General features: G+C 34.9%; 23 protein-coding genes. 17 read left to right on the top strand and 6 right to left on the bottom strand.

The window, feature by feature from the left end:
- The 14 genes from hpf to rsfS all read left to right on the top strand — a co-directional run bounded on the left by hpf (position 1) and on the right by rsfS (position 13,300).
- A complete protein-coding gene (gene hpf, locus THC_RS02705) occupies positions 1-510 on the top strand; it encodes a ribosome hibernation-promoting factor, HPF/YfiA family (protein ID WP_068512976.1) in 510 nt (169 codons plus the stop codon).
- Positions 510-1,379, top strand: a complete 870-nt coding sequence (gene rapZ, locus THC_RS02700) for an RNase adapter RapZ (protein ID WP_068512974.1) — start codon at positions 510-512, stop codon at positions 1,377-1,379. Before hpf ends, rapZ begins: the two co-directional genes overlap by 1 nt.
- The gene (rimI, locus tag THC_RS02695) at positions 1,363-1,845 is read left to right on the top strand and encodes a ribosomal protein S18-alanine N-acetyltransferase (RefSeq protein WP_068512972.1); all 483 of its coding nucleotides are present in this window, start codon (positions 1,363-1,365) and stop codon (positions 1,843-1,845) included. Before rapZ ends, rimI begins: the two co-directional genes overlap by 17 nt.
- Positions 1,826-2,833, top strand: coding sequence for a type I glyceraldehyde-3-phosphate dehydrogenase (gene gap / locus THC_RS02690; RefSeq protein WP_068512969.1), 1,008 nt, complete (start codon positions 1,826-1,828; stop codon positions 2,831-2,833). Before rimI ends, gap begins: the two co-directional genes overlap by 20 nt.
- A 6-nt stretch (positions 2,834-2,839) precedes the next feature.
- Positions 2,840-6,952, top strand: a complete 4,113-nt coding sequence (locus THC_RS02685; RefSeq protein WP_068512967.1) for a PEP/pyruvate-binding domain-containing protein — start codon at positions 2,840-2,842, stop codon at positions 6,950-6,952.
- Positions 6,936-8,174, top strand: a complete 1,239-nt coding sequence (locus THC_RS02680) for a type I glyceraldehyde-3-phosphate dehydrogenase (protein ID WP_068512964.1) — start codon at positions 6,936-6,938, stop codon at positions 8,172-8,174. The genes THC_RS02685 and THC_RS02680 overlap by 17 nt, the downstream gene beginning before the upstream one ends.
- A 3-nt stretch (positions 8,175-8,177) precedes the next feature.
- Positions 8,178-8,609: a transcription antitermination factor NusB gene (nusB, locus tag THC_RS02675; RefSeq protein ID WP_068512961.1), complete on the top strand. Its 432-nt coding sequence runs from the start codon at positions 8,178-8,180 to the stop codon at positions 8,607-8,609.
- The gene (locus THC_RS02670) at positions 8,572-9,435 is read left to right on the top strand and encodes a class I SAM-dependent methyltransferase (protein WP_068512959.1); all 864 of its coding nucleotides are present in this window, start codon (positions 8,572-8,574) and stop codon (positions 9,433-9,435) included. Before nusB ends, THC_RS02670 begins: the two co-directional genes overlap by 38 nt.
- A gap of 2 nt (positions 9,436-9,437) precedes the next feature.
- On the top strand, positions 9,438-9,644 hold the full coding sequence (locus THC_RS02665) for a heavy-metal-associated domain-containing protein (protein WP_068512956.1): 207 nt from the start codon (positions 9,438-9,440) through the stop codon (positions 9,642-9,644).
- Entirely contained in the window at positions 9,644-10,321 is a 678-nt protein-coding gene (cmk, locus tag THC_RS02660) for a (d)CMP kinase (RefSeq protein ID WP_068512954.1), read from the top strand. The genes THC_RS02665 and cmk overlap by 1 nt, the downstream gene beginning before the upstream one ends.
- The gene (locus THC_RS02655; protein ID WP_068512951.1) at positions 10,311-10,613 is read left to right on the top strand and encodes an HNH endonuclease; all 303 of its coding nucleotides are present in this window, start codon (positions 10,311-10,313) and stop codon (positions 10,611-10,613) included. Before cmk ends, THC_RS02655 begins: the two co-directional genes overlap by 11 nt.
- 271 nt (positions 10,614-10,884) lie before the next feature.
- The gene (gene glmS, locus THC_RS02645; protein WP_068512943.1) at positions 10,885-12,723 is read left to right on the top strand and encodes a glutamine--fructose-6-phosphate transaminase (isomerizing); all 1,839 of its coding nucleotides are present in this window, start codon (positions 10,885-10,887) and stop codon (positions 12,721-12,723) included.
- Between the two features lie 12 nt (positions 12,724-12,735).
- Positions 12,736-12,939 (top strand): DUF6485 family protein, encoded by a 204-nt coding sequence (locus THC_RS02640; RefSeq protein ID WP_068512941.1) that lies wholly within the window; start codon positions 12,736-12,738, stop codon positions 12,937-12,939.
- 1 nt (position 12,940) lies between these two features.
- The gene (gene rsfS / locus THC_RS02635) at positions 12,941-13,300 is read left to right on the top strand and encodes a ribosome silencing factor (RefSeq protein WP_068512938.1); all 360 of its coding nucleotides are present in this window, start codon (positions 12,941-12,943) and stop codon (positions 13,298-13,300) included.
- Here rsfS and hflX read toward each other — a convergent pair.
- Positions 13,297-15,042, bottom strand: a complete 1,746-nt coding sequence (gene hflX / locus THC_RS02630; RefSeq protein WP_082706248.1) for a GTPase HflX — start codon at positions 15,040-15,042, stop codon at positions 13,297-13,299. The genes rsfS and hflX overlap by 4 nt on opposite strands.
- 536 nt (positions 15,043-15,578) lie before the next feature.
- Here hflX and THC_RS02625 point away from each other — a divergent pair.
- On the top strand, positions 15,579-16,805 hold the full coding sequence (locus THC_RS02625; protein WP_068511752.1) for an IS110 family RNA-guided transposase: 1,227 nt from the start codon (positions 15,579-15,581) through the stop codon (positions 16,803-16,805).
- A 165-nt stretch (positions 16,806-16,970) separates the two neighbouring features.
- Here the strand turns inward: THC_RS02625 and THC_RS09670 are convergent, their stop codons facing one another.
- Positions 16,971-17,888, bottom strand: a complete 918-nt coding sequence (locus THC_RS09670) for a DnaJ domain-containing protein (protein WP_068512935.1) — start codon at positions 17,886-17,888, stop codon at positions 16,971-16,973.
- 263 nt (positions 17,889-18,151) lie between these two features.
- Here THC_RS09670 and THC_RS02615 point away from each other — a divergent pair, with 263 nt between their 5' ends.
- Positions 18,152-18,622, top strand: a complete 471-nt coding sequence (locus tag THC_RS02615) for a hypothetical protein (RefSeq protein ID WP_068512933.1) — start codon at positions 18,152-18,154, stop codon at positions 18,620-18,622.
- A gap of 3 nt (positions 18,623-18,625) precedes the next feature.
- Here THC_RS02615 and THC_RS02610 read toward each other — a convergent pair whose 3' ends face one another.
- The 4 genes from THC_RS02610 to THC_RS02595 all read right to left on the bottom strand — a co-directional run bounded on the left by THC_RS02610 (position 18,626) and on the right by THC_RS02595 (position 21,777).
- Entirely contained in the window at positions 18,626-19,390 is a 765-nt protein-coding gene (locus tag THC_RS02610) for a M23 family metallopeptidase (RefSeq protein WP_068512930.1), read from the bottom strand.
- The gene (locus THC_RS02605) at positions 19,387-20,013 is read right to left on the bottom strand and encodes a hypothetical protein (protein ID WP_148638806.1); all 627 of its coding nucleotides are present in this window, start codon (positions 20,011-20,013) and stop codon (positions 19,387-19,389) included. The genes THC_RS02610 and THC_RS02605 overlap by 4 nt, the downstream gene beginning before the upstream one ends.
- Positions 20,014-20,221: 208 nt before the next feature.
- Positions 20,222-20,899: a cell division ATP-binding protein FtsE gene (locus tag THC_RS02600; RefSeq protein WP_068512924.1), complete on the bottom strand. Its 678-nt coding sequence runs from the start codon at positions 20,897-20,899 to the stop codon at positions 20,222-20,224.
- A gap of 275 nt (positions 20,900-21,174) precedes the next feature.
- Positions 21,175-21,777, bottom strand: a complete 603-nt coding sequence (locus THC_RS02595) for a TetR/AcrR family transcriptional regulator (RefSeq protein WP_231938371.1) — start codon at positions 21,775-21,777, stop codon at positions 21,175-21,177.
- Between the two features lie 440 nt (positions 21,778-22,217).
- Between THC_RS02595 and THC_RS02590 the strand changes: the two genes are divergently transcribed.
- A complete protein-coding gene (locus THC_RS02590) occupies positions 22,218-23,651 on the top strand; it encodes a tetrathionate reductase family octaheme c-type cytochrome (RefSeq protein ID WP_068512919.1) in 1,434 nt (477 codons plus the stop codon).
- The last annotated feature ends 31 nt before the right edge of the window (positions 23,652-23,682 follow it).

Below are 23,682 nucleotides of genomic sequence, written 5' to 3'. Positions count from 1 at the left end.
ATGATGGAATTTAACTTTACCTTCAAGGGAATGGATTCTTCTCCTGCCATTGCCCAATACGCAGAGAAGAAGCTTTCCAGATTGGAGAGATATTTTTATGGCCCGGTGCAGGCCCAGATAGTTTTAAAGCGAGAAAAGTTTAGAGAGATTGCCGAAATTGTTTTAAATGGAGATGGTGAGACCCTTGTGGTTAAAGAAGAAACAGATGATATTTATTCTTCCATAGATTTTGCCTATGAATCCTTAGAAAAACAGGTTAAAAGGCTTAAAGAAAAAAGACAGGAACATAGGCCCCCGAGAGTGCAAGGACAAACAACTCTTACAGAAACCTCAGAAGAGGTCTTGGTATCCAAAATTGAGGTTGTCCCTTTATCAACTCAGGAAGCTCTTAACCTTTTTAAAAAGGGTAATGATAAAATTTATCTCTTTTTTAATACAGATGAGGACAAAATTTGTTGTTTTTATAGAGAAAATAACAAAATTTTTCTTTACATACCTGAGATGTCTTGATGAAACCTGCTGTAGTAATAATTACCGGGGAATCAGGGGCAGGAAAAAGCACTGCCCTTAAAGCCTTTGAAGATCTGGGCTATCTGGCTATTGATAATTTTCCTGTTAGATTGCTTTTACCTTTTCTTGATGAAATTAGAACAGGGGAGCTTGCTGAAAAAATAGCCCTGGTTATGGATTTAAGGGACCCCTTTTTTTTGCAAGAATTTCCAAATACCATAGCCAAATTAAGAGAAAAAAAATACAGCTTTGATATAATTTTTCTTACTGCAGACCTTAAGGCGCTTATTACTCGGTTCAGTCAGACCAGACGGCCCCATCCCTTTTTACAGGAACTCAAGGATATAAAGGCAGCTATTGTTCTGGAAAAAGATAAATTAGCCCTGATTAAAGACTATGTAACCCTTTTTTTAGATACCTCTAATTTTAATGTTCATCAATTGAGACATGAAATATTCAAAATCTATGGTCAGAGGAAAGAATTGCAATATATTCTCTTACACATTATTTCTTTTGGATATAAATTTGGTATCCCTTATGAGGCTAATTATCTTTTTGATGCTCGGGTCCTTCCTAATCCCTATTTTGTGCCTGAACTTAAGGACTTAAGCGGAGAAACCCTGGAGATTCAAAAATTTCTTTTAAAGGAGCCCAGGACTTCTGAATTCCTTGATTATGTTTATAATTTTATAAAATGGGCTTTACCTCTTCATCGGGCTGAAGGGAGAAATTTTTTAGCCCTTGGGATTGGATGCACCGGTGGAAGGCACAGAAGTCCTGCTTTAGCTTTATTACTTGCGGAAAGACTTAAAAAATCAGAAATTGATACAGAAGTAGTGGTAACTTTAAGAGATGTGGAGAGAGATTAAAATAGTGGAATCTAAGGATTTAGATCAAGTGAGTGCGCTTTTGGATATAGAGAGGGAGGCCTTTGGGGAGAAGGCATGGAATTTAGAAATGATAAAATCAGAATTTCAAAAACATAATAATGTAATTCTTCTTTTAAGAAACGATCAAAGTGAAATAGGTTATGTTCTCATGCGGAGGATTCTTGATGAGGGCGAACTTTTAAGAATTGCTATAAGGCCTGCTTTTCAAAAAATGGGATATGGAAAATATTTATTAGAGAGCCTTTTTAAAAAGGCTAAATCTCAAAGGATTCGGAAGATTTATTTAGAGGTTTCAGAAAAAAATATAGGAGCTGTTAGACTTTATCAAAAAGTTGGTTTTCAAAAAATGGGTTTAAGAAAACATTATTATGGACTAAATGAATCAGCTTACATAATGGTATATCCTTTAAAGGAGGAGGAAAAGGATGATCAGAATAGCCATTAATGGATTTGGAAGAATTGGTAGAGCAATTTTAAGAGCCAGATTTAGGTATCCCGAATTTAATCAAATTGAAATTGTAGCCATTAATGATCTATCTTCACCTGAGATGTTAGCTCACCTTTTTAAATATGATACAATCTTTGGAAAACTTCCCTATGAGGTTCATGTAGAGGGAGATGCCATCGTTGTTAATCAAAAGAGGATAAGGATTTTTCAGGAAAGAGATCCTGAAAGGATACCCTGGAGAGAGGCTGGCGTTGATTATGTAATAGAATCAACGGGATTTTTTACCGATGCGAATTTAGCGCGGAAACATCTCTCAGCAGGTGCAAAAAGGGTTATAATTTCAGCCCCTGCCAAAAATGAGGATGCAACAATTGTAATGGGAGTTAATGAGGAGAGTTATGATCCCAAGAGGCATTTTATTGTATCTAACGCCTCCTGCACAACTAATTGTTTAGCCCCGATTTTGGCCCTTTTAAAAAGATATTATCAAATTGAAAGTGGCTTTATGACTACTATTCATGCTTATACCAATGATCAGAGGTTACTTGATATGGTTCATCCCAAGGACTTTAGAAGGGCCCGTGCTGCGGGTTTAAATATGATACCAACTTCCACAGGTGTGATAAAGGCTTTACAAAAAATTATGCCTGATCTTGCAGATAAGATTGATGGGCTCTCTGTGAGAGTGCCCACTCCTGATGTCTCATTGCTTGATTTAGTGATTAAAATTAAAGAGGATACCACCTCTTCTGAACTTAATAAAATATTTAAAGAAAACCAGAGCAGGTTTATTCGTTATATGGAGGAACCCTTAGTTTCTATGGATTTAGTTGGGGATCCCCATAGTGCTATTATTGATGGCTTAACAACCAAGGTTATTGGAAGAAATCTTCTCAAAATTATTGCCTGGTATGATAACGAATGGGGCTACTCCGTGAGACTTCTTGACCTTATTAGTTTAATGATTGATAAAGAATATCTCTAAGGAGAAATGGGGCAATCAACTTTTACCTCTAAGGCCTTACTTGCTAATCTTCAGCAAACGCGTGTAACTGAAATTCATTATGATGAAAAATATGAGCTTTTACTTGAGATCTTTAAAGATTTTCCTGCCTTAAAAAAACAGGTTTCCTTTATACTCAGAGAAATCTTTCATCCCTTTAGAAACACCCTTCTTGTTTTAGAAGAATTTAGGGCCTTCTTTTTGAGAAATCTTGCACTTATTTTAAGGAGCCCTTTAAGTAATAAGGGTCTTTATCTTATTTTTGAGTTGTTATTTAAATTTTTTAGTGATAAAAGAGAAGTAAATATCAAAACCGCTGAGATCTATTATGCCCTTCTCGATAAAACTGTTAATATCATGGACAAAGATATTTTTATAAAAATTTCTCCTATTCTTATGGAGATCATCAAAGCTGGAAGCGAGCTTCCCGATCCTATATTTTATGCCTTTCTTGAAAATTATTATTCCTTTAAGAGACTTGCTCACAAGATTGCTAAATTTCCTCTTGAATCAGATTTCATTCAAATTTTACAGAAATTGCTTTACAGATATCTTAAATTAACCTACCAGCTCTGGGAAAGACAAAAATTATTGCCTGATGAATTGCGCCATTTAAAAGAAGACGCTTTTCAAAAAGGACCATTGCCTTTATCTGAACTACTTGAATATCCTGATCATTTAGATCTTTTGAGGAAAGTAAAAACTTATGTGCAAGAGGTATGCTCTAATAAAAAAGAGGGTATCCCTGAAGAAGAGCGTTTATCAATTCTTTTTAATTTTATAGAAAATCCCACTCTCCTTCTTTTACATGAAGAGCTAATTAAAGAAGTAAACCAGATTCTTTTGAAAATGATTGAGGAAAAACCTTCAGAAAAACTTGAAGAATTTTTAACCAAGTTTTTTTCCATATTAAAAGAAAAATCTGATCTCTATCCATGGACTGCCTTTGAATGCATTAAAAATATTGGGATATCCATACTTAATAAAAGAGCTGTTTATTTGGCGGAGATTTTAATAGGGGAAATTATAAAATATGGTTTTTTCCCCCCTCAGGTAGAGGGTATAGATGAGCACTGGAGGATAAAAGATAATCCTAATCATCTTTTAAGCCTTAAGGCCTGGCTGGATATCTTTAAGGCTCATCCTGAATGGTGTTCAAGTCTTCTTGCAGCGCTTTTTCTAAATCTTAAACTTTACGGGTTATCCTTAAGAGATACCGATCTCTTTCAGAAGGAAATATCTTCTCTGCTAAACTCACCTATTAAACCTGTTTATAATCTTGTAAAACAATTTTGTAAAATATTTCCTGTTTATTTTAATGAGATAGGTGCTGAAGGACTCATCAGGGACTTATCAACTGAAATAGATGAGATTTCACAAAGAAAAGATACCCTTTTACATTTTTTGAGAAAATTTATTCATATTGAAAATTCAAGTTTAGCCATTGATTTTATTAAAGATATCTTTTATTATTGGTTTACTCTTGATGGTAATTATATTAAAAGATATTTACCTGAAGCAATATGGCGAAGAATTATTAAAGACGAATTATCCTTTCATATACCTATGCAAAAGCTTTTAGTTGAATTATTTAAAACCTTTTCTCTATATCAGATAGAAGACTTTTTAGAAATTAACTTATCAGACATCCAAAAAGCCTTAGAAAATATAGATGAAACTTCAGAAAATAAATTTAAACTTTTATCCTTGATTCATTTATATAAACTTGAAAAACAGAAATATTTTGGATATTTAACTGATATGTTAAGTTTTATAGAGCAATATAAGGCATCTGGTTTTGACTTTGTTTCTGAATTACCAAAAATTTTACAGGATCGTAATTTAATAAAACAGATAAATCAACTTCTTCAATGGGTAAATCTTTTGAAAGAAGAGTATATTTTATCTCCTAAAAAGTTTACTCCTATTGAAGAAATCTTTTTAAAAAGACATATTGCGGTAGATATACCCTCAATGTATGGAAGATATAGAGAGAAAAAATTTGATGCCCTTGGTTTGACCTATAGACTGGAGTTTTTGATTGAGAATAAATTTTCTCAGTTAATTGAAGAATTCCAAATTAAGTTTTTAACCAAGGCACAGGTCTTTAAAATTTTAAAGATCCTCAATCTATTTAAAAAAGCTTTAGAGGTAGACGGAATATCCTCACAAAAGTTTAATTTATATCTTGATCTCTTAGAAAACTCTTTAAAAAGTTATCCAATATCTTTTGATCAGTATCTTGATATATTTAAAGGTTTAATTGACGGAGTCCAACATATAATAAAATCTTATTATGTGAATCCTTATTTAAATGTGTTTCCTTTAATCTTTGATATTTTAGATGAATCAGCCTTACAAGACAAATATAAAAAATATCTTAAAAATAAAAATAAAGAAGAAGCCTATTATTGTTTAAGTGAAGTTATTATTAGAGACATCCTAAATAGCGGTTTTATCGTTAAATATTTAGATAAATTCTTAAAAAAGATCTATGAAGCACTAATAAAGAATAAGGAAAAAATAGAGGGAAATGAGTTAAATATCCTTTTATCTTTTGATACAAGAAAAAGTATAAGCTATATTTATAAACCCAATCCCTTAGCTAATGATCAGATTTATTTAGGAAGCAAGGCCTTTAATTTAATTCAATTATCTAAGGATGAACTTTTTTATACTAAAATACCTTATGGATTTATATTAACTACAGAAAATTTTAGATGTTATAAACTCTTTAAAAAATATTATGATCTCTGGAAGGAATATGAGTCCCTAATAAAAGAGGCCATTAAATTCATAGAAGAAAAAACTCACAAAAAATTTAATGCTCCCAATAATTCACTTCTTTTAAGTGTAAGAAGTGGCGCAACTATTTCCATGCCTGGTATGATGACATCTATATTAAATGTAGGTATTAATCCTGAAATTGCAGAAGGTTTAGCTAAGGAGACTCAAAATCTATGGTTTGCCTGGGATACTTATAGAAGATTTATTCAATCCTGGGCTATGGCCCAGGGTGTTCCAAGGGATTTCTTCAATCGATTAATGAGGGAGCATAAGCGAAAATATAAGGTGAAAATGAAAAGGGAATTTAGTGGGGGTGAGATGAGAGAACTTGCCCTTTTATACAGGGCAGAGGTTGAAAAACTTGGAATTCCTGTAATTGATGATCCCTGGGAACAATTATTTAAAAGTATAGAGCTTATTCTAAACTCTTGGTATCATCAAAAAGCAGTCTATTATCGTGAAATAATGGAGATTGCAGAGGAATGGGGAACAGCTATTATAGTGCAACAAATGGTTTTTGGTAATAAAGGGCCTCGTTCAGGCACAGGAGTGACCTTTACAACCTCTCCGCATGGGAAATTCCCTCGTATCCTTCTCTGGGGAGATTATACACCCTATAATCAGGGAGAGGATATTGTTTCGGGACTTGTAAATGCCTATCCCATATCTATTGAGCAAAAGAAGTTAGAAAAGAGAGAGGGGCTTTCCCTGGAAGAAGCCTTTCCTGATATTTATAAAAGTCTCTTAGACCTTGCCTATTATATTGTCTATGAAAAGGGCTGGGATCATCAGGAAATTGAATTTACCTTTGAAAGTGAGTCTCCTAAGGATTTGTATATTTTACAGGTTAGAGATATAATCCTTCGGGAAGAAAAGACCTTGCCTTATTTTCAAAGGAAGGCCCTTGAAAATCTTGATTATCTTGGGAGAGGTATTGGGGTTTCAGGAAGTCTTGTATCTGGAAGGGTTGTTTTTACCTTAGAGGATATTTTAAACTTAAAGGATACTAAGGACCCTCTTATTCTAATTAGATATGATACAGTTCCTGATAATATTAAGGAAATCTCTTTAGTTGAGGGTTTACTTACTGCAAGAGGAGGCCAGACCTCGCATGCTGCTATTGTGGCAGGAAGGCTGGGTAAGGTTTGTGTGGTAGGATGTGAGGAACTACGGATTGATGAATTTGAAAAATCAGCTAAACTTAATGGAAAAGAGATTAAGCTTGGTGACTGGATAACTTTGAATGGAATTACTGGAGATATTTATAAAGGTAAATTAATTAAACAAGGAGGGGCTTATGAAACTTGGAATTAATGGTCTGGGAAGAATTGGGAAGCTTACTCTTTGGCATCATGTCTCAAGAAAATATTTTTCAGAGATCGTAGTAAATTTGGGGAGAGAGGTTGGAACATCCTTTACAGATTTAGCAGAATACATTGAGAAGGATAGCACCTATGGATGGCTACCTGTCTGGCTCTATGGTCATAATTCCAAAAGGGTCATTGAAAATATTAATGATCAGGAAAAGACCATGGTTATAAATGGTGTTAAGGTCAAGTTTTTAATGCAAAACCGAAATCCCAAGGATATTGAATGGCAAAAGGAAGGAGTTAAATTAGTTGTAGACTGCACAGGAAAATTTAGAGACCCAACCAAGGAAGCAGATGATCCCAAAGGGTCAGCCAGGGGCCATCTTTTAGCAGGAGCAGAAAAGGTTTTAATCTCAGCCCCTTTTAAGATTAAAAACAAAGATAAAACCTTACCTGAAGATGCCATTACCCTTGTTTATGGAATAAATGAAGAGATGTATCAGCCTGAAAGACACCATATAATATCTTCTGCCTCTTGCACAACTACCTGTTTAGCGTATATGGTAAAACCTTTGTTAGATTACTTTGGAGCAGAACGTATCCTCTCTGCCGCAATGGTGACAGTCCATGCAACTACTGCCTCCCAGTCTATCTTAGACAGAGTGCCTAAAGAGGGAGAAAAGGACTTAAGACGAGCAAGAAGTGTTTTCAATAACATTATTCTCACAACCACTGGTGCAGCTGAGGCCCTGGGGCTTGTTATACCGGAGATGAAAAAAATTGGATTTATGGCTGAAAGTGTCCGTGTTCCTTTAACCACAGGGAGTTTGATAATTCTAACGGTTAATATTCAAGATGAGAGTATAGAAAATCATATCAATCGTGAGCTTGTTAACCAGATTTATAAAGAGGCTGCCGAGACCAAATATAAAGACTTTTTAATCTTTAGTATGGAACAAAATGTCTCTACGGATATCATTGGATATCCAAGGGCAGCTGCTATCATTGAAGGCAGAGAAACGCATACAAGGACAGCTCTGGCTCGGGTTGATCTTCAGAAGGCCTGCGGTGTTGTCACCCCTGAGGAGATAAAAGGACTCAGTTCATCTCAAATTGAAATTCCCATAACTCAGGTTGTGATTTATGGTTGGTATGATAATGAACTTGCCTCCTATACCCATATGATGGGGGATCTGACAGTCCATATTGCGGAGAAAATGCTTTAATTTATGCTCAGGAGAAAGGGGAGAGAAATTGCCCTCCAGGTGCTCTATCAGATAGAGGTAACCAAAATTAATCCTACCCTTGCTCTTGAGACCTATAAAAAGTATCTAAATATTGAGGAAGAAAAGGCCTTTGCCTTTGGAGAGGAACTTGTTAAAGGGGTCCTTACCCACAAAAACCTTATAGATTCCTATATCCAGAAATATTCTCCCGATTGGCCTATTGAAAGGATGAACCTTACAGATAAAAATATACTGAGACTGGCTATTTACGAATTTTTTTATAGACCTGAGATACCTCCTATAGTAAGTATAAATGAGGCAGTTGAACTTGCTAAAATTTATGGAACAGATGATTCCCCTGCTTTTGTAAACGGAATCCTTGATAGCATTTATAAGAATGAACTTATCCCCAAGGAAAAATCTTATTTTAAATAAAATATTAAAGCCCTCTTTCTGGGAGAAACTAAGCCCAGCTAAAAGAAGGGATTTTATCTATCAAAAAGAGGATTTCTGGAATCTTGTAGCTGAAGACTATGATGACCTTGAAGAAACCTCGTTTTATAAGGAGATGCAAAGGGATATTCTTCTGGAAATGGAAGATATCGGAGCCCTGAAGCCAGATTTTACCTTTTTTGATGTTGCCTGTGGAACGGGAAATTATACAGTAAAAGTTGCCGATAAAGTTTCACAAGTATTTGCTTTGGATATATCCCAGGCTATGCTCAACATTTTGAAAAAAAAGATTGAAGAAAAAGGCTTAAAAAATATAATAGTCATTCAGGCGGATTGGAAAAAATATGAACCTGATAGAACTTTTGATACAGTCTTTGTTTCCATGACTCCTATTTTAAGAGATATAAATGAGGTGAAAAGATTATATAATTGTGCCCAAAAATTTTTTATTATAGTTAGTTGGGCCGGCCTTAGAAAAAATCACCTTTTAGATGAGATAGAAAAGAGATTTTTTAAAAAACTTAGAGAGGAAACTCATCCAGGTCTTTTTTTGTTGTTCAACTATTTTTACACCCTTGGAAACCCTGGCAATGTTAAATTTTACGAAGGCTTTTTTGAAAGAAGAACACCTGTTGAAAAGATTTGGAAGAGATTTAAATTTAAGCTTACAGCAAAAGGCTACAAAATAGGAATAAGAAAGGAAAGGGAAATCTTAAAATTTTTGAGTGCTAAGGCTAAGGATGGGATAGTTGAAAATAAAACCAAAGTTCGCATAGGAGCCCTATTTATAAAAAAGGGGGGGTATTGAGGATGGAAAAGATTGAGATAAAAGTTTTGGGCATGACCTGTGAACACTGTGTTAAAAGAGTAGAAAAGGCAATCTTAAGCACTGGAAAGGCCAGAAATGTAAAAGTAGATCTAACTACTGGAAAAGTTACCTTTGAAAAGGATGAGTCTCTTTCCTTAGAAGAGATAAAAAATAATATTGAAATGTTTGGTTATAAAGTTGAATTTTGATGAGAGAATTTATTATTACAATTGATGGGCCAGCAGGCTCAGGAAAGACTACTGTAGCCAAGGCCCTGGCTAAAAAATTAAACCTTGATTTACTTGAATCTGGGGCCTTTTATCGCTATCTAACTCTGAGACTTCTTCAATCCGATATTATGGATTCACAATTTTCATCAGATGAAATATTTAGAAAAAAAATCGAAGAATTTCTCTCAGAAATTGAAATAAAAATCTCTCCAGAGGGCACAGTTCTTATTTATCAGGGGAGACCTATAAATAATGAATTGAGGTCAAAGGAGGTTGAAGAAAAGGTCTCTGAGATCTCCTCTCATCCAGTTGTCAGGGAGGAGGTGAACAAATTTATGAGACGCTTAATTGAGGGAAAACGGGTTATTACAGAGGGAAGGGATATGGGGAGCTGCGTCTTCCCTCAGGCAGATTTAAAGTTTTTTTTGACTGCTGACCTTGAAGAGAGGGCCAGAAGACGAGCAAAAGATGTAATTGATAGGGGCCTTGAGGAGGTGAAAAAGAATCTTTTGGAAAGAGATAAAAGGGACAGTGAAAGAGAAATAGCCCCCCTCAAAGTCCCTGAATCGGCTATAGTCATAGATACTACCAATTTAAATTTTGATCAGGTGGTTGAACGGTTGGAAATGTTTATTAAGAGAGCCTATGAAAGGTAATTTTTCTTTTTTAGAAGAGCATATTAGAAGAGAAAAGGTCAAGGCCAGAGCTCTTAAGAAGACTCGTTGGTGGCGGCGAAAAGTAGAGAGAGGTATTTGCTATTACTGTGGGAGGAGGGTCTCTCCAGAGGAACTCACCATGGATCACCGAATTCCTCTTAGCAAGGGAGGACTTTCAACTAAGGAAAATATTGTTCCAGCCTGTAAGGATTGCAACATTAAAAAGAAATCTCTTTCCCCCTGGGAATGGAATGAATATATGTTAAGACTAAAGGAGTCAACTATTAGGTAAAAATGTTAGTCATGGCAAATCACCTTAGAATTATTTATCCTTTTATTAAATTTTTGATGGGAATAGAATTAAATTTATCCCTTACTCCATCCTCCAGTGTGGCAAGGGCTTTTAGCATAAACCTTCTCTTTGGAAGTGGGGACAGTCTCCTTTTGGGGCTTTTAAGCCCAGGTGAAATGGAGTTCTTGTCCCTCTTTTTTTTTAAATTAAGCAAAGGAGATATGCTTATATTATTAACAAAAAAATCGCAAAAGGAGAGTAGTAGAGAAGAATGTGTGGAATAGTTGGTTATATTGGGGATCGGCCTTTATGGCCAGTTTTACTTGAAGGCTTAAGAAGACTTGAATATAGGGGATATGATTCAGCAGGAGTAGTATATTTTAGAAAAAATGATATTGAAATAACCAAGGTTAAGGGAAGGGTTTATGATTTAGAAGAAAGACTTTATAGAAAAGATACCTCAGGAGTGGGAGCCCCTGGCCTTGGACACACCCGTTGGGCCACCCACGGGGAACCATCAGATGAGAATGCTCATCCTCATTTTGATTGTTCAAAGGGCTTAGCTCTGGTTCACAATGGGATTATAGAAAATTATTATCAGTTAAAGGAAAGATTATTAAAGAAAGGGCATACCTTTGTTTCAGCTACAGATACAGAGGTTATTGTTCATTTAATCGAAGATTATTATAAAGAGGGTTTTTCTCTTTGGGAGGCCTTTTTAAAAGCTATCAATGAGCTTCAAGGGGCCTTTGCCATAGCTTTGATTTCAAATAAAGAGCCAGATAAAATTCTGGTTGCTCGTTATCAAAGTCCCTTGGTGATAGGCCTTGGAGAAAAGGAAAGTTTTCTTGCTTCAGATATTCCAGCCCTTCTTCCCTTTACAAAGAGGGTTGTTTTTCTACAGGATAAAGAGTGTGCAATTCTTTCCAAAGAGGGTCTTAAGCTCTTTGATTTTGAAGGTAATTCAAAGGACTATACAGAAACTACGATTCATTGGGATCTTTCGCAGGCAGAAAAAGGTGGTTTCCCCCATTTTATGCTTAAAGAGATTTTTGAACAGCCCCAGGCCATTCAAAATACTTTATTGGGTAGGATTTCCTTAGAGACCTTTGAAATTGATCTATTGCAAAAAGAGATTGATTGGCTTAAAGAGATAGTAAAGATTTATGTAGTAGCTTGTGGCACCTCCTATCATGCTGGTCTTGTGGGTAAATTTTTCTTAGAAAGGTTTACTCAAATACCTGTTGAAGTGGAGCTTGCTTCAGAATTTAGATATCGTGAGCCCCTTTTGCATGAGAGGTGTCTTTTCCTCGGAATATCCCAATCTGGTGAAACAGCTGATACTCTTGCAAGTTTAAGATTAGCTAAGGAAAAAGGAGCCAAAGTCATTTCCATCTGTAATGTCCTTGGGAGTAGCATTGCCCGGGAAAGTGAGATTGTGCTTTATACTCAGGCTGGTCCTGAAATAAGTGTAGCATCAACCAAGGCCTTTACCACTCAGGTATTGATGCTTTTGCTTTTAGCTCTCTATATACAAAAAATAAAAAAGGGATTAAATCAATATCCTGAACTTATAGAAAAATTACTGCACCTTCCGGTCATCCTGCAGGAATTCCTGGATAAGTCTTACCCCAGGGTTAAGGAAATTTCCAAGAAATGGTATCAGGCCAAAGATTTTCTCTATCTTGGAAGAAACATTTTATATCCCATTGCCCTTGAAGGGGCCTTGAAATTAAAGGAGATTGCTTATATTCATGCTGAGGGTTATGCAGCAGGAGAGATGAAACATGGCCCCATTGCTTTGATTGAAGAGAGTTTTCCCACTATAATTTTAGCTGCTAAAGAGACAGGTTTAGTTTATGAAAAGACCCTTTCAAATGCAGAGGAGATAAAAACGCGAAGGGGCCCCCTAATTGGAATCACTACTCAGGGTTCAGAAGAAGTCAAAAGGCTTTGTGAAGATTACCTTGAGGTTCCTCAGGTTCCCTATGAATTTTTACCTATTTTTTATGTGGTGCCCTTACAGCTTATTGCTTATGAGATGGCAGTCTTGAGAGGATGTGATGTGGATAGACCCAGAAATTTAGCCAAAAGTGTAACTGTTGAATAGAGGAGGTTAACTATGGAATGTAAAAGAGAGCGCAATCTCAAGAGATGTAACTGCACTTATGATCCTTGTGCTAAAAAGGGTATCTGTTGTGAGTGCTTAAGTTATCATTTAAAGATGAGACAACTTCCTGCCTGTGCCTTTCCTCCTGAAGCTGAGGCTACCTATGACAGAAGCTTTGAGCACTTTGCCCGCTTAGTGCGAGAAGGAAAAGTTTAACATGAGTGAAAGATTGGGAAAATTTATAAAGTTACTCTCGGATAAAAAGGCTGAAGATATTGTGACCCTTGATATCTCATCTAAGGTGGATTATGCTGACTATTTAATTATCTGTAGTGCCCATTCAACAAAACATGCTCAGGGGTTGTCAGATTATTTAAGCTTTGAACTGGAAAAAGAGGGAATAAAACCTTTATCCATTGAGGGGTGGGAAACTGGTAATTGGATAGTTCTTGATTATGGAGACATTATTGTGCATATCTTTTTTGAGCCCGTGAGAGATCTTTATGCCCTTGAAGAGCTCTGGTCAGATTTTCCACCTCAAAGAATATTTAAAAAACTTAAAGAAAATTACAACTAAGCTGAGAGATGAGAAGTTAATACCTTCTCTGAAGGTATTTCTACAACTATGGAGCTCTCCTCTTTGAACAACAAGGATTCAATATGTGAGATTAGTTGGTCAAGCCCCTCCCCTGTCATAGCAGAGATACCAACTCCATTATATTGATTAAGGAGTCTTAATATAAAATTAGGGGATAAATCTTCTCTTTTGTTTAAAAGGTCAATTTTATTAAAAACTATAAGTCTTGGAAAGTTGAGCAAATCCATTTCTTCAAGGATATTTTCAACTGCTTGGATGTGATTTTCCCAATTGGGATGGCTTATATCTACAAGGTGTAGAAGAAGGTCAGCATTGTAAAGTTCTTCAAGAGTAGCTTTAAAGGCCTTTTTTAGCTCTTCCGGAAGATCCCGGATAAAACCCACTGTATCTGTAAGTAAAAAAATATGGCCTTTTTGCGTTCTGACTGCCTTTGTTACAGGATCAAGGGTGGCAAATAGTTTATCCTCAGCTAAATAATTGGATTTGGAAAGGGTATTAAGGAGAGTTGTTTTTCCCGCATTGGTATAGCCAATTAAAGCCACGATTTTATAATCAAGTTTTTTTCTGCGTTTTCTTCTAAGGTCTCTCTCTGCGGATATTCTTGCGAGTTCTCTTTCCAGTCTGCTCATTTTATCTTTGATTCGCCTTTTATCTATTTCAAGTTTGGTCTCTCCTGGCCCTCTTCCGCCAATTCCACCTGTTAATCTTGAAAAGGCATCATCTTTTGCTCTAAGTCTTGGCAAGGCATATCTAAGCTGGGCCATTTCTACTTGAATTTTACCTTCCTTAGTTTTCGCTCTCTGGGCAAAGATATCAAGAATAAGCTGAGTTCGGTCTATAACTCTTAAGTCAGTAACCTCTGTTAAAGCCCTAACCTGAGAGGGAGTAAGTTCTCTATCAAAGATGAGGAGATTGGCCTTATTCCTCATGGCCTGAATCATAACCTCAATAAGCTTTCCCTTGCCTATAACATAACGAGGATCAAGAATAGTCCGTTTTTGAATTATCTCTCCCACAACAGTTACTCCTGCAGTTTTAGCAAGCTCCTTTAGTTCTTTAAGTCTCTCTTCCCAATCCAGATCTTGAGGCTCTTTGACAAAGATTAAAAGGGCTCGGTCTTCTTTCTCCTTTACATTCTTCAGGGGTTTTATCTTCTCAAACTCGTCTTCAAGGGCTTTGATAAGTTCAAGAAAATTTTCCCTTAGGTCCCAGACATATTTTGGTTTAAAGAAAAAGAAAAATTGATCTTCTCTGTCAGAAAGGGCTTGACTAAAAAAGCCTGCATGAGGAAGAATATGGGCCAGATGAATTTTGCCAGGTTCTCCCTTTTCATTTACCTCTAAAGCCCCAATTAAATCAAGCCTTAAAAAGGCAAGATCAAGGAGGTCATCTTGGTCAAGGCCTGAGCCTTTGCCATTTTTAATAAGATGAGTGTGAATGAGCCTAAGCCCCTTCAAACGAGCTAAGGACTCTCTATAACCTTTAAGTTCAGGAATTTCAATTTGATTAAAAGTTCCTACAATAACATATTCAATCTCACCCGTGCGATTAATTAAAATACCGATTTGGCGATTTAAAAGGAAGGAAAGCTCAGCAAGTTCCCAAGCAAGATCAGAAGAAAAAATTACCTCAGGATGAATTTTGCGATAATATAGTCGTTCTAATCTTCGGATTTCACTTGGTTTTAACCCTTGAAGATTTCCGTAAACTACTCTACTCAAGTTCCTCTTTTTCTATTTTTTATAGAATAATAATCGCAAAAAATAAAAAAACAAGGTCATGTATGTATGCATCCATACCTTTTGAGACTCTATAGGATTTTTTCTTAGGACCTAACACAAATTAAATCTCTCCACATACCCGTTCCCCTTCGGAAAGAAAGGATGAAAAATCTGCAAAATCTTTCCTTAAGTAGAGGTTTAAAATTTTATACCCCTTGAATTTTTTGTGGGTTTGTTATAGCACAGACATTCTTGTCTGTGTTTCTTTCATACATTGGAGTGTAATTTACCTCCTACGAAAAATTTGTTATGTTATTACCTAAGTTTTTGCATATATAGGGGTTATAATAGAAACATGGAAAAGAGAGTAAGGCAGGGCAACTCCATTTTACCTGGGCTTTTAAGCCCTCAGTGGAGTTTGTTGCCTGCCTGCTTAAACCATTATAAGTTGGTTGGGTTTGTAAACCCTCGTCAAGTTGGAGGATTGGTGAGCAGGTCCCCTGCCTTACTAAAACAAAATAAAAGGAGGTCCACCTATGCACTACACCTACTTTGTAGGCCTTGATGTCTCCAAAAACTTCTTTCATGCCTGCCTCATTGATTCCTCTCAAAATGTCCTCTTTAACCAGTCCTACCCTCTTGACTACCAGGGCATCAGTTCCTTTACAAAAGCTCTCCCTCAAGGCTTAAAAAAATCCATCCTTATCGGTATTGAATCCTCCAGTTGTTATCATCTTAATCTCATCACCTACCTCGTTAATCATAACTTCACTTGCGTCATCCTTAATCCAATTCTCATTAAAAATTTTGCTAAACTCTCTCTTAGAAAAACCAAAACCGATGCCATAGACGCTAAAACTATCGCCATCTTCCTTTCTCAATTCCATCAAAAACTACCTCCCCAGGCCTTTACTTCTGAAGAATTTAAAGACCTTGCCAGAGAAAGAGAAAGAATTTCTCAAGAAATCGCTAAAAGAAAAAATAACCTCGAAAAACTTGTGGTCGTTACCTTCCCTGAACTTGAAAGAACCGTCAATATCTACAATACCTCCATTCTTAAACTTCTTGAAAAATTCCCCTCTGCTAAAGCTATTAAAAAAGCCTCTCTTGAGGAAATTGAAAATATACTCTCCTCTCAAAAAGGTAAAAAACCCGCCATTTCTGCTAAAGAAATAAAAGCCCTTGCTGAATATTCTATAGCTCAAAATTGGCCCGCAAAAGAATATATTCTTTCCAGAACCATTCAAGAACTCTTCTTCCTTCAGGAAACCCTTAAAGAAATTGAAAAACTTCTTAAATCCGCTTGTAAAGAGATTTCCGCTTGCCAGGACCTTGATATCCTCCTTTCTATTGAGGGAATTGGAGAAATTACAGCGCTTCATTTTCTTGCTGAAATTCAAGATATAAAGAGATTTCAATCTTACAAACAATTGATTGCCTATGCAGGACTTGATCCTGCTGTTTATGAATCTGGAAACTTTAAAGGAAAGAGCAAGATTTCTAAACGAGGAAATAGGCATTTGAGAAGGGTTGTATGGCTTATGAGTATTAATGTAATCAGACACAATCCTATATTCTGGAGCTATTTTGAGAGGAGAAAAAGACAAGGATTGCCTTATAAAAAAGCGGTTTTGGCCACCGCTCATAAACTTTTGAGAATTATTTATGCACTTCTCAAATATAAAAAATATTTTGATCCTTCTACTACTTATCATAATATTCCTTCTCAAGGAGGTTTTTACTATGCTTATAATTTTTCATAGTTGACTCCACAGGCAAGATTGCCTGTGTTACTTTCAGACTTGTATAACCTCCCTTGTATAGATTATCTAATTCCCCTTTTACCCCACTTCCTTTTTCTTGTAAGGATATGAACTTATGCAGGATGAATTTTAAAATTTCACATTTCTGAAGAAGCATTTAGAAATTTATAGACCTAAAGCCCTGAGTTTTTCAAGAAGTTCCCTTTGGTCAGGGTTTATTCTTTTTGGAATAGAGGGTTGTAATACTACAAATAAATCGCCTCTTGAGACCCCGGTTTTTGGTAGACCCAGCCCCTTTAATCTAAGTTTAGCCCCGGGTTTAGTCATAGCAGGCACTTTGGCCTTTATGCGTTTACCTTCTGGAGTTGTAATTTCAACCTCGCCACCTAAGAAAAAGGTTGTCACAGGGATTTCTTTTTCAATATAAAGATCGGAGTTATCAATTTTTATACCCTCTGGGGTGAGAAGACGCACCCTCAAGTGATATTCTCTAATTTTATTTCCTGTTTTCTTTTTAACTTTAAGAATACTGCCCTCCCTGATATTTTGAGGAAGTTTTATCTTTATTGTTTCATAGGTATCAGGTAGAAAAACCTCCTTTTCCCCACCTTTTATGACTTCTTCCAGGGTCAAAGGTAAATCCACCTGATAGGTTTCAAATACTTCACCAAAGGGAGAATAACTCTCTTCTCCAAAGGAGGTGCCAAATAAGTTGTTAAAAAGATCTCCAAGGTTAAAGGTAAAAACCTTTCCTTTGCCCCCCTTTGATCTTCTGAAGAAACTTGAAAGATCTATGCCGATGTCTCTTAAGGTGCTTTCAAAATCAAAATCTTTAAAAATATCCTCCTGGGTGTAGCGTCTTTCAAATTCTGAAGAGCCATAAAGGTCATAAATTTTCCTTTTTTCAGGATCAGAAAGCACCGCATAAGCCTCATTTATTTCCTTAAACTTTTCCTCCGCCTCTTTGTTACCCTTATTTTTGTCAGGGTGATATTTCATAGCCAGTTTGCGGTAAGCCTTTTTTATCTCCTCTTGAGTTGCATTTCGGGGGACACCAAGAACTGTATAGTAATCTTTTGCCATACAAAAACCCCTCCTTCAATATTAGCTTATTTTAAAATATAGGTTTAGCCGAATAAAAATCAATGCACAGGTGAGAGCATAAGTTTTAAATGACTTTGTGCTTTCCAGTTAATTTTGGCAGTTTTTTATCCTTTGTTTCGAGAGGGGAATAGGTATGGGAAAAAATCTTCATAAATCTTTAAGGATATGGAGGCATACAGAGGGTTGTCAAAATTAACTAAATAGGTTACCTTTAAAGTAATTTAAGTAATAAGAGGGCCTATATGACTAAAAAAGCTTTTCCGGATGAGATAAGCCTTGAAGAAAAAAAGGAGATTATATCTTTTTTAAAGGAAAGATTTGGTTTCAATGAGGAGATTTTTGCAGATTTTGTGATTTTAAAGGGATCCTCTACTTTCTGGCTTTTTCCTAAAACTACTCACTTACTTTCTTTAAAAAAACTTACTCCTGAGGTTGTTGGATTATTGTTTCTTCGTAAGGTTTCAGATTATTTAAAACCTACCTCAACCTTTTTACAACGCTTTGGTAAATACGCTACTAAAAATATAATTCAACTAAATCAAGAACAATTAAAACTTCTTCAGGAAAGGCAAAAAATAGATATAGAACTTGATCTTGCACCTGGATATGTAATTATAAGAGATGAGGATTGGATTCTGGGATGCGCTCTCTATCTACCTGGAAAACTTTTTTCATATTTTGAAAAGAAGGTTATTAAAAATTTATTTGATTAGCACCTACTTGCAAAAGATTTCAAAGTAGAGATTTTCTGCCTCCTCAGAGTAGGAGGCCTCTCCAAGAACTTGTTTGGCTCGCACTTCTTCACCAAGATTTACCTTAATTATACTGAAACCCGATATAAAAGCAAAACACTGCTTGTTTTCAAGAGTTAAAGTTAGGGAATTGTTAAGAAAGCTTATTTTTTTTACTATCCCGGAGATTGGAGCTTTAATAGGGGTTCCGGGTTGAACATGCCTTTTAAATTTGCCTGTAGATATACTTTTTTCTGTAATTGGATCAAAAAGAAATGAGGTTTTTCTAATATCTTCAGTATCTGGTTTAATATGGTGTTCTTTGATTGATTTTTTTTCTGAATTTAAAGCTACTTTAATTTGTTCCCTATAATAAGTTTCTTTAACTTTTTTGTTTTCTTCTAATTCAACTTTATACTGTTTTTTTTGCTCTTGAAACATTTTAATTTCGTCTTTTAATCTTTTTATAATATTTTCATGAATTTTTATAAGAAGTTCATAATTTTCCATATTTTTATAATATTTACTTTCTTCATCAAGAAAGATCAGATTTTCTTTTATAATATTAGCTTTAATTAAAGTTAAAAGATAAGTTTGTTTTATTTTTTTTAATTTTACTTCCTTTATTTTTAATTCCTGATTTATATTGTAAAGCTTAATTTCTAAGATTTTTATTTGATTTTCAATATTAGTTTGGGCAAAAAGATAGCAGGGCAAAAAGATTAGTAAAATAAAAAAAGGAAATTTCATATTTTTCTTAAAGATAGAATTAAAAGGTAAATAGGATAAATAAAAATTAAAAAGAAAAGATATATAGCAAAAAAAGATAGTTCAAAAATATTATTAAGGTTTGGAAAGATTTTAAGGACAGGAAAGTAGTAGATTAATTTAGATAAAATATAAAAATAAAAAAGAAAAGATAAAATAAGTAAAAGAATTAAGGGAAAAACTAAAATAGCAAAACGAATAACCAAAAGATTGAAAATACTTCCACCTAAAAATTGAAAAATTTCATTATGTTCCTTTAAATGACTATTAAGAGTTTTAATTAGAAAATAAAAAAATAATAAATAAAATAAATTCCAAAGAAAAATGAAGGCTAATATTACAATATTAGAATATTGCCAAAAGTATAAACTTTTTAAATGAGGTTCAGATATAAATTCAAATGTTATATTAAACATTTTTTCATACATTTGAAGATCCATTTTTAATTGAGAAGATTTATCCGGTGAAATAAGATCTATTCGTATTAAGTAAGGAAGAAAATTATAGAGATCTTTTTCATCCAAAAGTTCCTTAGGAAGGTTAATTTCAAGGCTTGCTAAAAGCTCTCTCGGTGGAATAACTTGGTATTTCTTTATATAGTTCAAATTAGTTAAAATTCCTTTTATATCTTCAAAAGTTTTTAAATTTCCCTGTGGATAAAATAGTATTGAAAAGCCTCTTTTTTTATTAAAATTGTCTGAAATATGATTAATATTAGTGTAAAAAAATAGGGCAAAAAGCGTAAATGTTGACCAAAAAAAGAAAAACAGATACAAAAGTAAATAATAAAAAAGCCCTTTCTTAATTTCAAGTTTACCAATAGATGTCCACATCTTTAACAAGTTCTCCACGATTTAGCATAATTATCTGACCTGGTCTTTTGGCAATTATAGTAGGGTCATGGGTGGAAAGTAAAATGGTTTTCCCTTCTTTATGCAAAGCTATGAGAAGATCAATGACCTCTCCAATACTAAAGGGATCAAGATTTCCTGTTGGTTCATCCAGGATCAAAATAGAAGGGTCTTTAATAATAGCTCTAAGAATTCCCAGTTTTTGCTGTTCTCCTCCTGAGAGTTCCTTAACCTTTTTTTTGGCTTTGTGGGCTAAATTAAATCTTTCAAGCCACTCATAAATGAAAAATTTAATCTTTTTCACTTTTTTTCTGGCAAGGGCTAAAGCTATCTCTAAGTTTTCATAGAGAGAAAGTTCTGAAAAGAGCTTGTGATCTTGAAAGACAATACCAATATTTTTTCTAATGCCTATTATATCTTTATACCTGAGTTCGGAGTAAGGAACTCCTTCCCAGTAAAGTTCACCTTCAGTTGGTTTTTCCTGAGCATAGATAAGCTTTAATAAGGTGGTTTTTCCAGCTCCTGTTGGGCCAGTAATTAGTAAAAAAGCATTTTTCTGTATTTCTAAGGAAATCTTATGAAGGGCTTTATAATAAGGGGGATAGATCTTAGTAAGGTCTTCAAGCTTGATAAGACTCATTAAGTTTTTATTATAAATGATATGTATAGATTTAAAAGCCCTTGTAGGCGTCTATATCTTTTGAGACTAAAGAGATTTTTTTCTAATACTTTTCCTTTCACCTCTCCCCTTTTTCCACCCTTTCTTTTTCTTTAAGTTTCATCTCAATGCTTTCAAGTTCTGTCAGGGCAGCTCTTATCTCAAAAATGCATTTTTAACGGTTTTTACATATTGATAAAGAGCTTCTCTTTTATGTGCCACTTTAAGTTCAATCTGGGTCTTTTTCATAAAGTATATCAGGTCTCTTTTAAAGGGGATTCTTTTTTTATACCCTTTAGAAAAATTTCTACATAATGTTCTATGATTTCATCATCAGCAAGACTTTCTCTAAAATTAAGCCCTTTGATTTCCTTGGCATGAAAATAGGAGAAAAAAAGTCCCAAAAAGGCCTGAGATAGAAGATAGGAAGAAAGAGTCTCTTTAATAAGACCCTTTTTTTGTATTTTTTGAAAATATTGAGAGAGTTCATTATGAATATTTTCTATAGTTTTTTGATAAGATTTTTTAATAATTTCGGGATATCTGGGAAATTCCGAGAGCATAATGCGAATTAGGGCTTTTTTTATCCTTAGGCTCTCAAGAAAGGTTCTGGCAAGGGTCTTTAACGAGTCTTCAAGAGGATAATCTTTAAGCTCTGGTAAAAGTTCTTTCAATTTTGGAAGAAAGGAATAATGTTCAATAACATTTATAAAAAGATTTTCCTTAGTTTGAAAATGGCGGAAAAGAGTGACCTCAGAGATTTTAGCAGTTCTTGATATTTCTTTTGTAGTTGCCCCAAGATAGCCCTTCTCTGAAAAGAGAAGTAAGGCTGCCTCCAAAATCCGCTCTTTAGTATCCATTACCATAAATAATTAAGTAAGCACTTACTTACAAAAGTAAGTAACATATTTCTAAAAATTTGTCAATACCGTGTATGCGTCCATATCTTTTGAGACTTAAACTGCCTTTTTCAACTCCCGCTATGCAATCTTTTTTAATGAATTGTAGGAAATTTAAAAACTTGAACCTCTGTCTGCTATAGACAGGCTCAGGCAAACCTTTTAATTTTTCAGTTTCTTTTTATTACTCTTCCTGTTTCTTGGAAGGTGGGGAACTTAGATAAAAAAACTTATAAAGACTTTATTAAGATTTTAAACGGAAATTTAAGATTATGAAAAAATTTTAAAGCAAAAATTTTTAATATTTTCTTTTTCTGGTATAAGTTAAAATTTTTAAAATTTGACTTAAAAAAAACAAATCAATATCATTTTTATAAAAAATTGCAGGAGGGGGTTAAATTATGAGAAAAAAGGGAGTTTTGATTAGTCTTTTTGCTTTTTCCCTTATTTCTTTTTCAAGCTATACGAAAGCTGAGGCTTCTTTTGATCACTCGCAGGTTGTAAAGGGCAACTTTACAAGCGGGCAAGAGGTTACCAAGCTTTGTCTTCAGTGTCACGAAAAACAGGCCAAAGACTTTATGCAGACATCACACTGGAAATGGAAGGGAAATCCAAATCTCATAGGAAAATTCCAAAATCCAGCCAATGCAAAGAAAGAATGGGGAAAAATTAATATGTTTAATAATTTTTGTGTGAATCCTATGGGAGGAAATTTTGCTTTTTGTGGTAGATGTCATGCAGGGTATGTATCAGAATATGCAAAATGTTTAGAGTGTAATCCTAATGATATTGATTGCTTAGTCTGTCATACACAAGATAAAGAATATTTCAAAAATAAAAAGCCAGGTGGAAAGGTTGATCCAGCTGCTCTGACTAAGGCAGCTACACAAATTGGTAAACCCCAGAGATTTAACTGTGGATGGTGTCATTTTGCAGGTGGTGGCGGTGATAATGTAAAGCATGGAGGTCTTTATAGTAAAATGGGAGGAAAAATTCCTCGCGAAATTGATGTTCATATGGGTGGCGCTGATATGACCTGTCAGGATTGCCATAAAGCGAAGAATCACAAAATTGCTGGCGCTTCAAGTATGTTGGCTACTTTTACAGAAAGAGTATCTTGTAGTGATTGCCATGATGAGTCCGTGCATGACAATTCTCCTTCAGGACAAATGATAAAGAAACATTTAAAATCAGTGGCCTGTGAAACCTGTCATATACCTGCTATAGCCAGAGGTGGAATTGCTACAAAGCTTGATTGGGATTGGAGCTATGTAGGTAAAGATATGAAAGATTTAGAAGAGAAAAAAGAATTTGGTCGTGAGGTTTTTGCTAAGCATAAAGGTCTCTTCAAATGGGGAGAAAATGTTATTCCAACTTATATGTGGTATAATGGTAAATTTGAAAGATATATGATGGGAGACAAGGTAGATCCTGCTAAAAGTGTTATATTAAATAAACCTCTCGGTTCAATAAAAGATCCTAAGGCCAAAATTTATCCTTTTAAGGTGCACACCGGTAAACAGCCCTATGATATCCAATATAAACACCTCTTAGTCTTCAGAGTTTGGCAATCTCTGTGGAGTGATTATAACTGGGAAAAGGCCTTACAGCTTGGTTCAAAGGAATCCGGGTTACCTTATAGCGGAAAATTTGATTTCATTAAAACTGCTTATTATATAGCAGCTAAGCACGAAGTTGCTCCCAAGGAAAATGCCTTGACCTGCAATGATTGTCACTTTAAAAAGAGACTCGATTGGAAGGCCCTTGGCTATCCTGAAGATCCTGCTTTAGTGGGTGGAAGATTTACCAAAGGAATAGTAAAAGGTAAAAAATAGTTTGTTCCTACTTAGGGGGCTTTCTGCCCCC

Origin of the sequence: Caldimicrobium thiodismutans (genome assembly GCF_001548275.1) — a bacterium.
Lineage (GTDB): Bacteria > Desulfobacterota > Thermodesulfobacteria > Thermodesulfobacteriales > Thermodesulfobacteriaceae > Caldimicrobium > Caldimicrobium thiodismutans.
The sequence above is the reverse complement of the archived record's forward strand: the minus strand, read 5'-3'. Positions and strand labels throughout refer to the sequence as shown.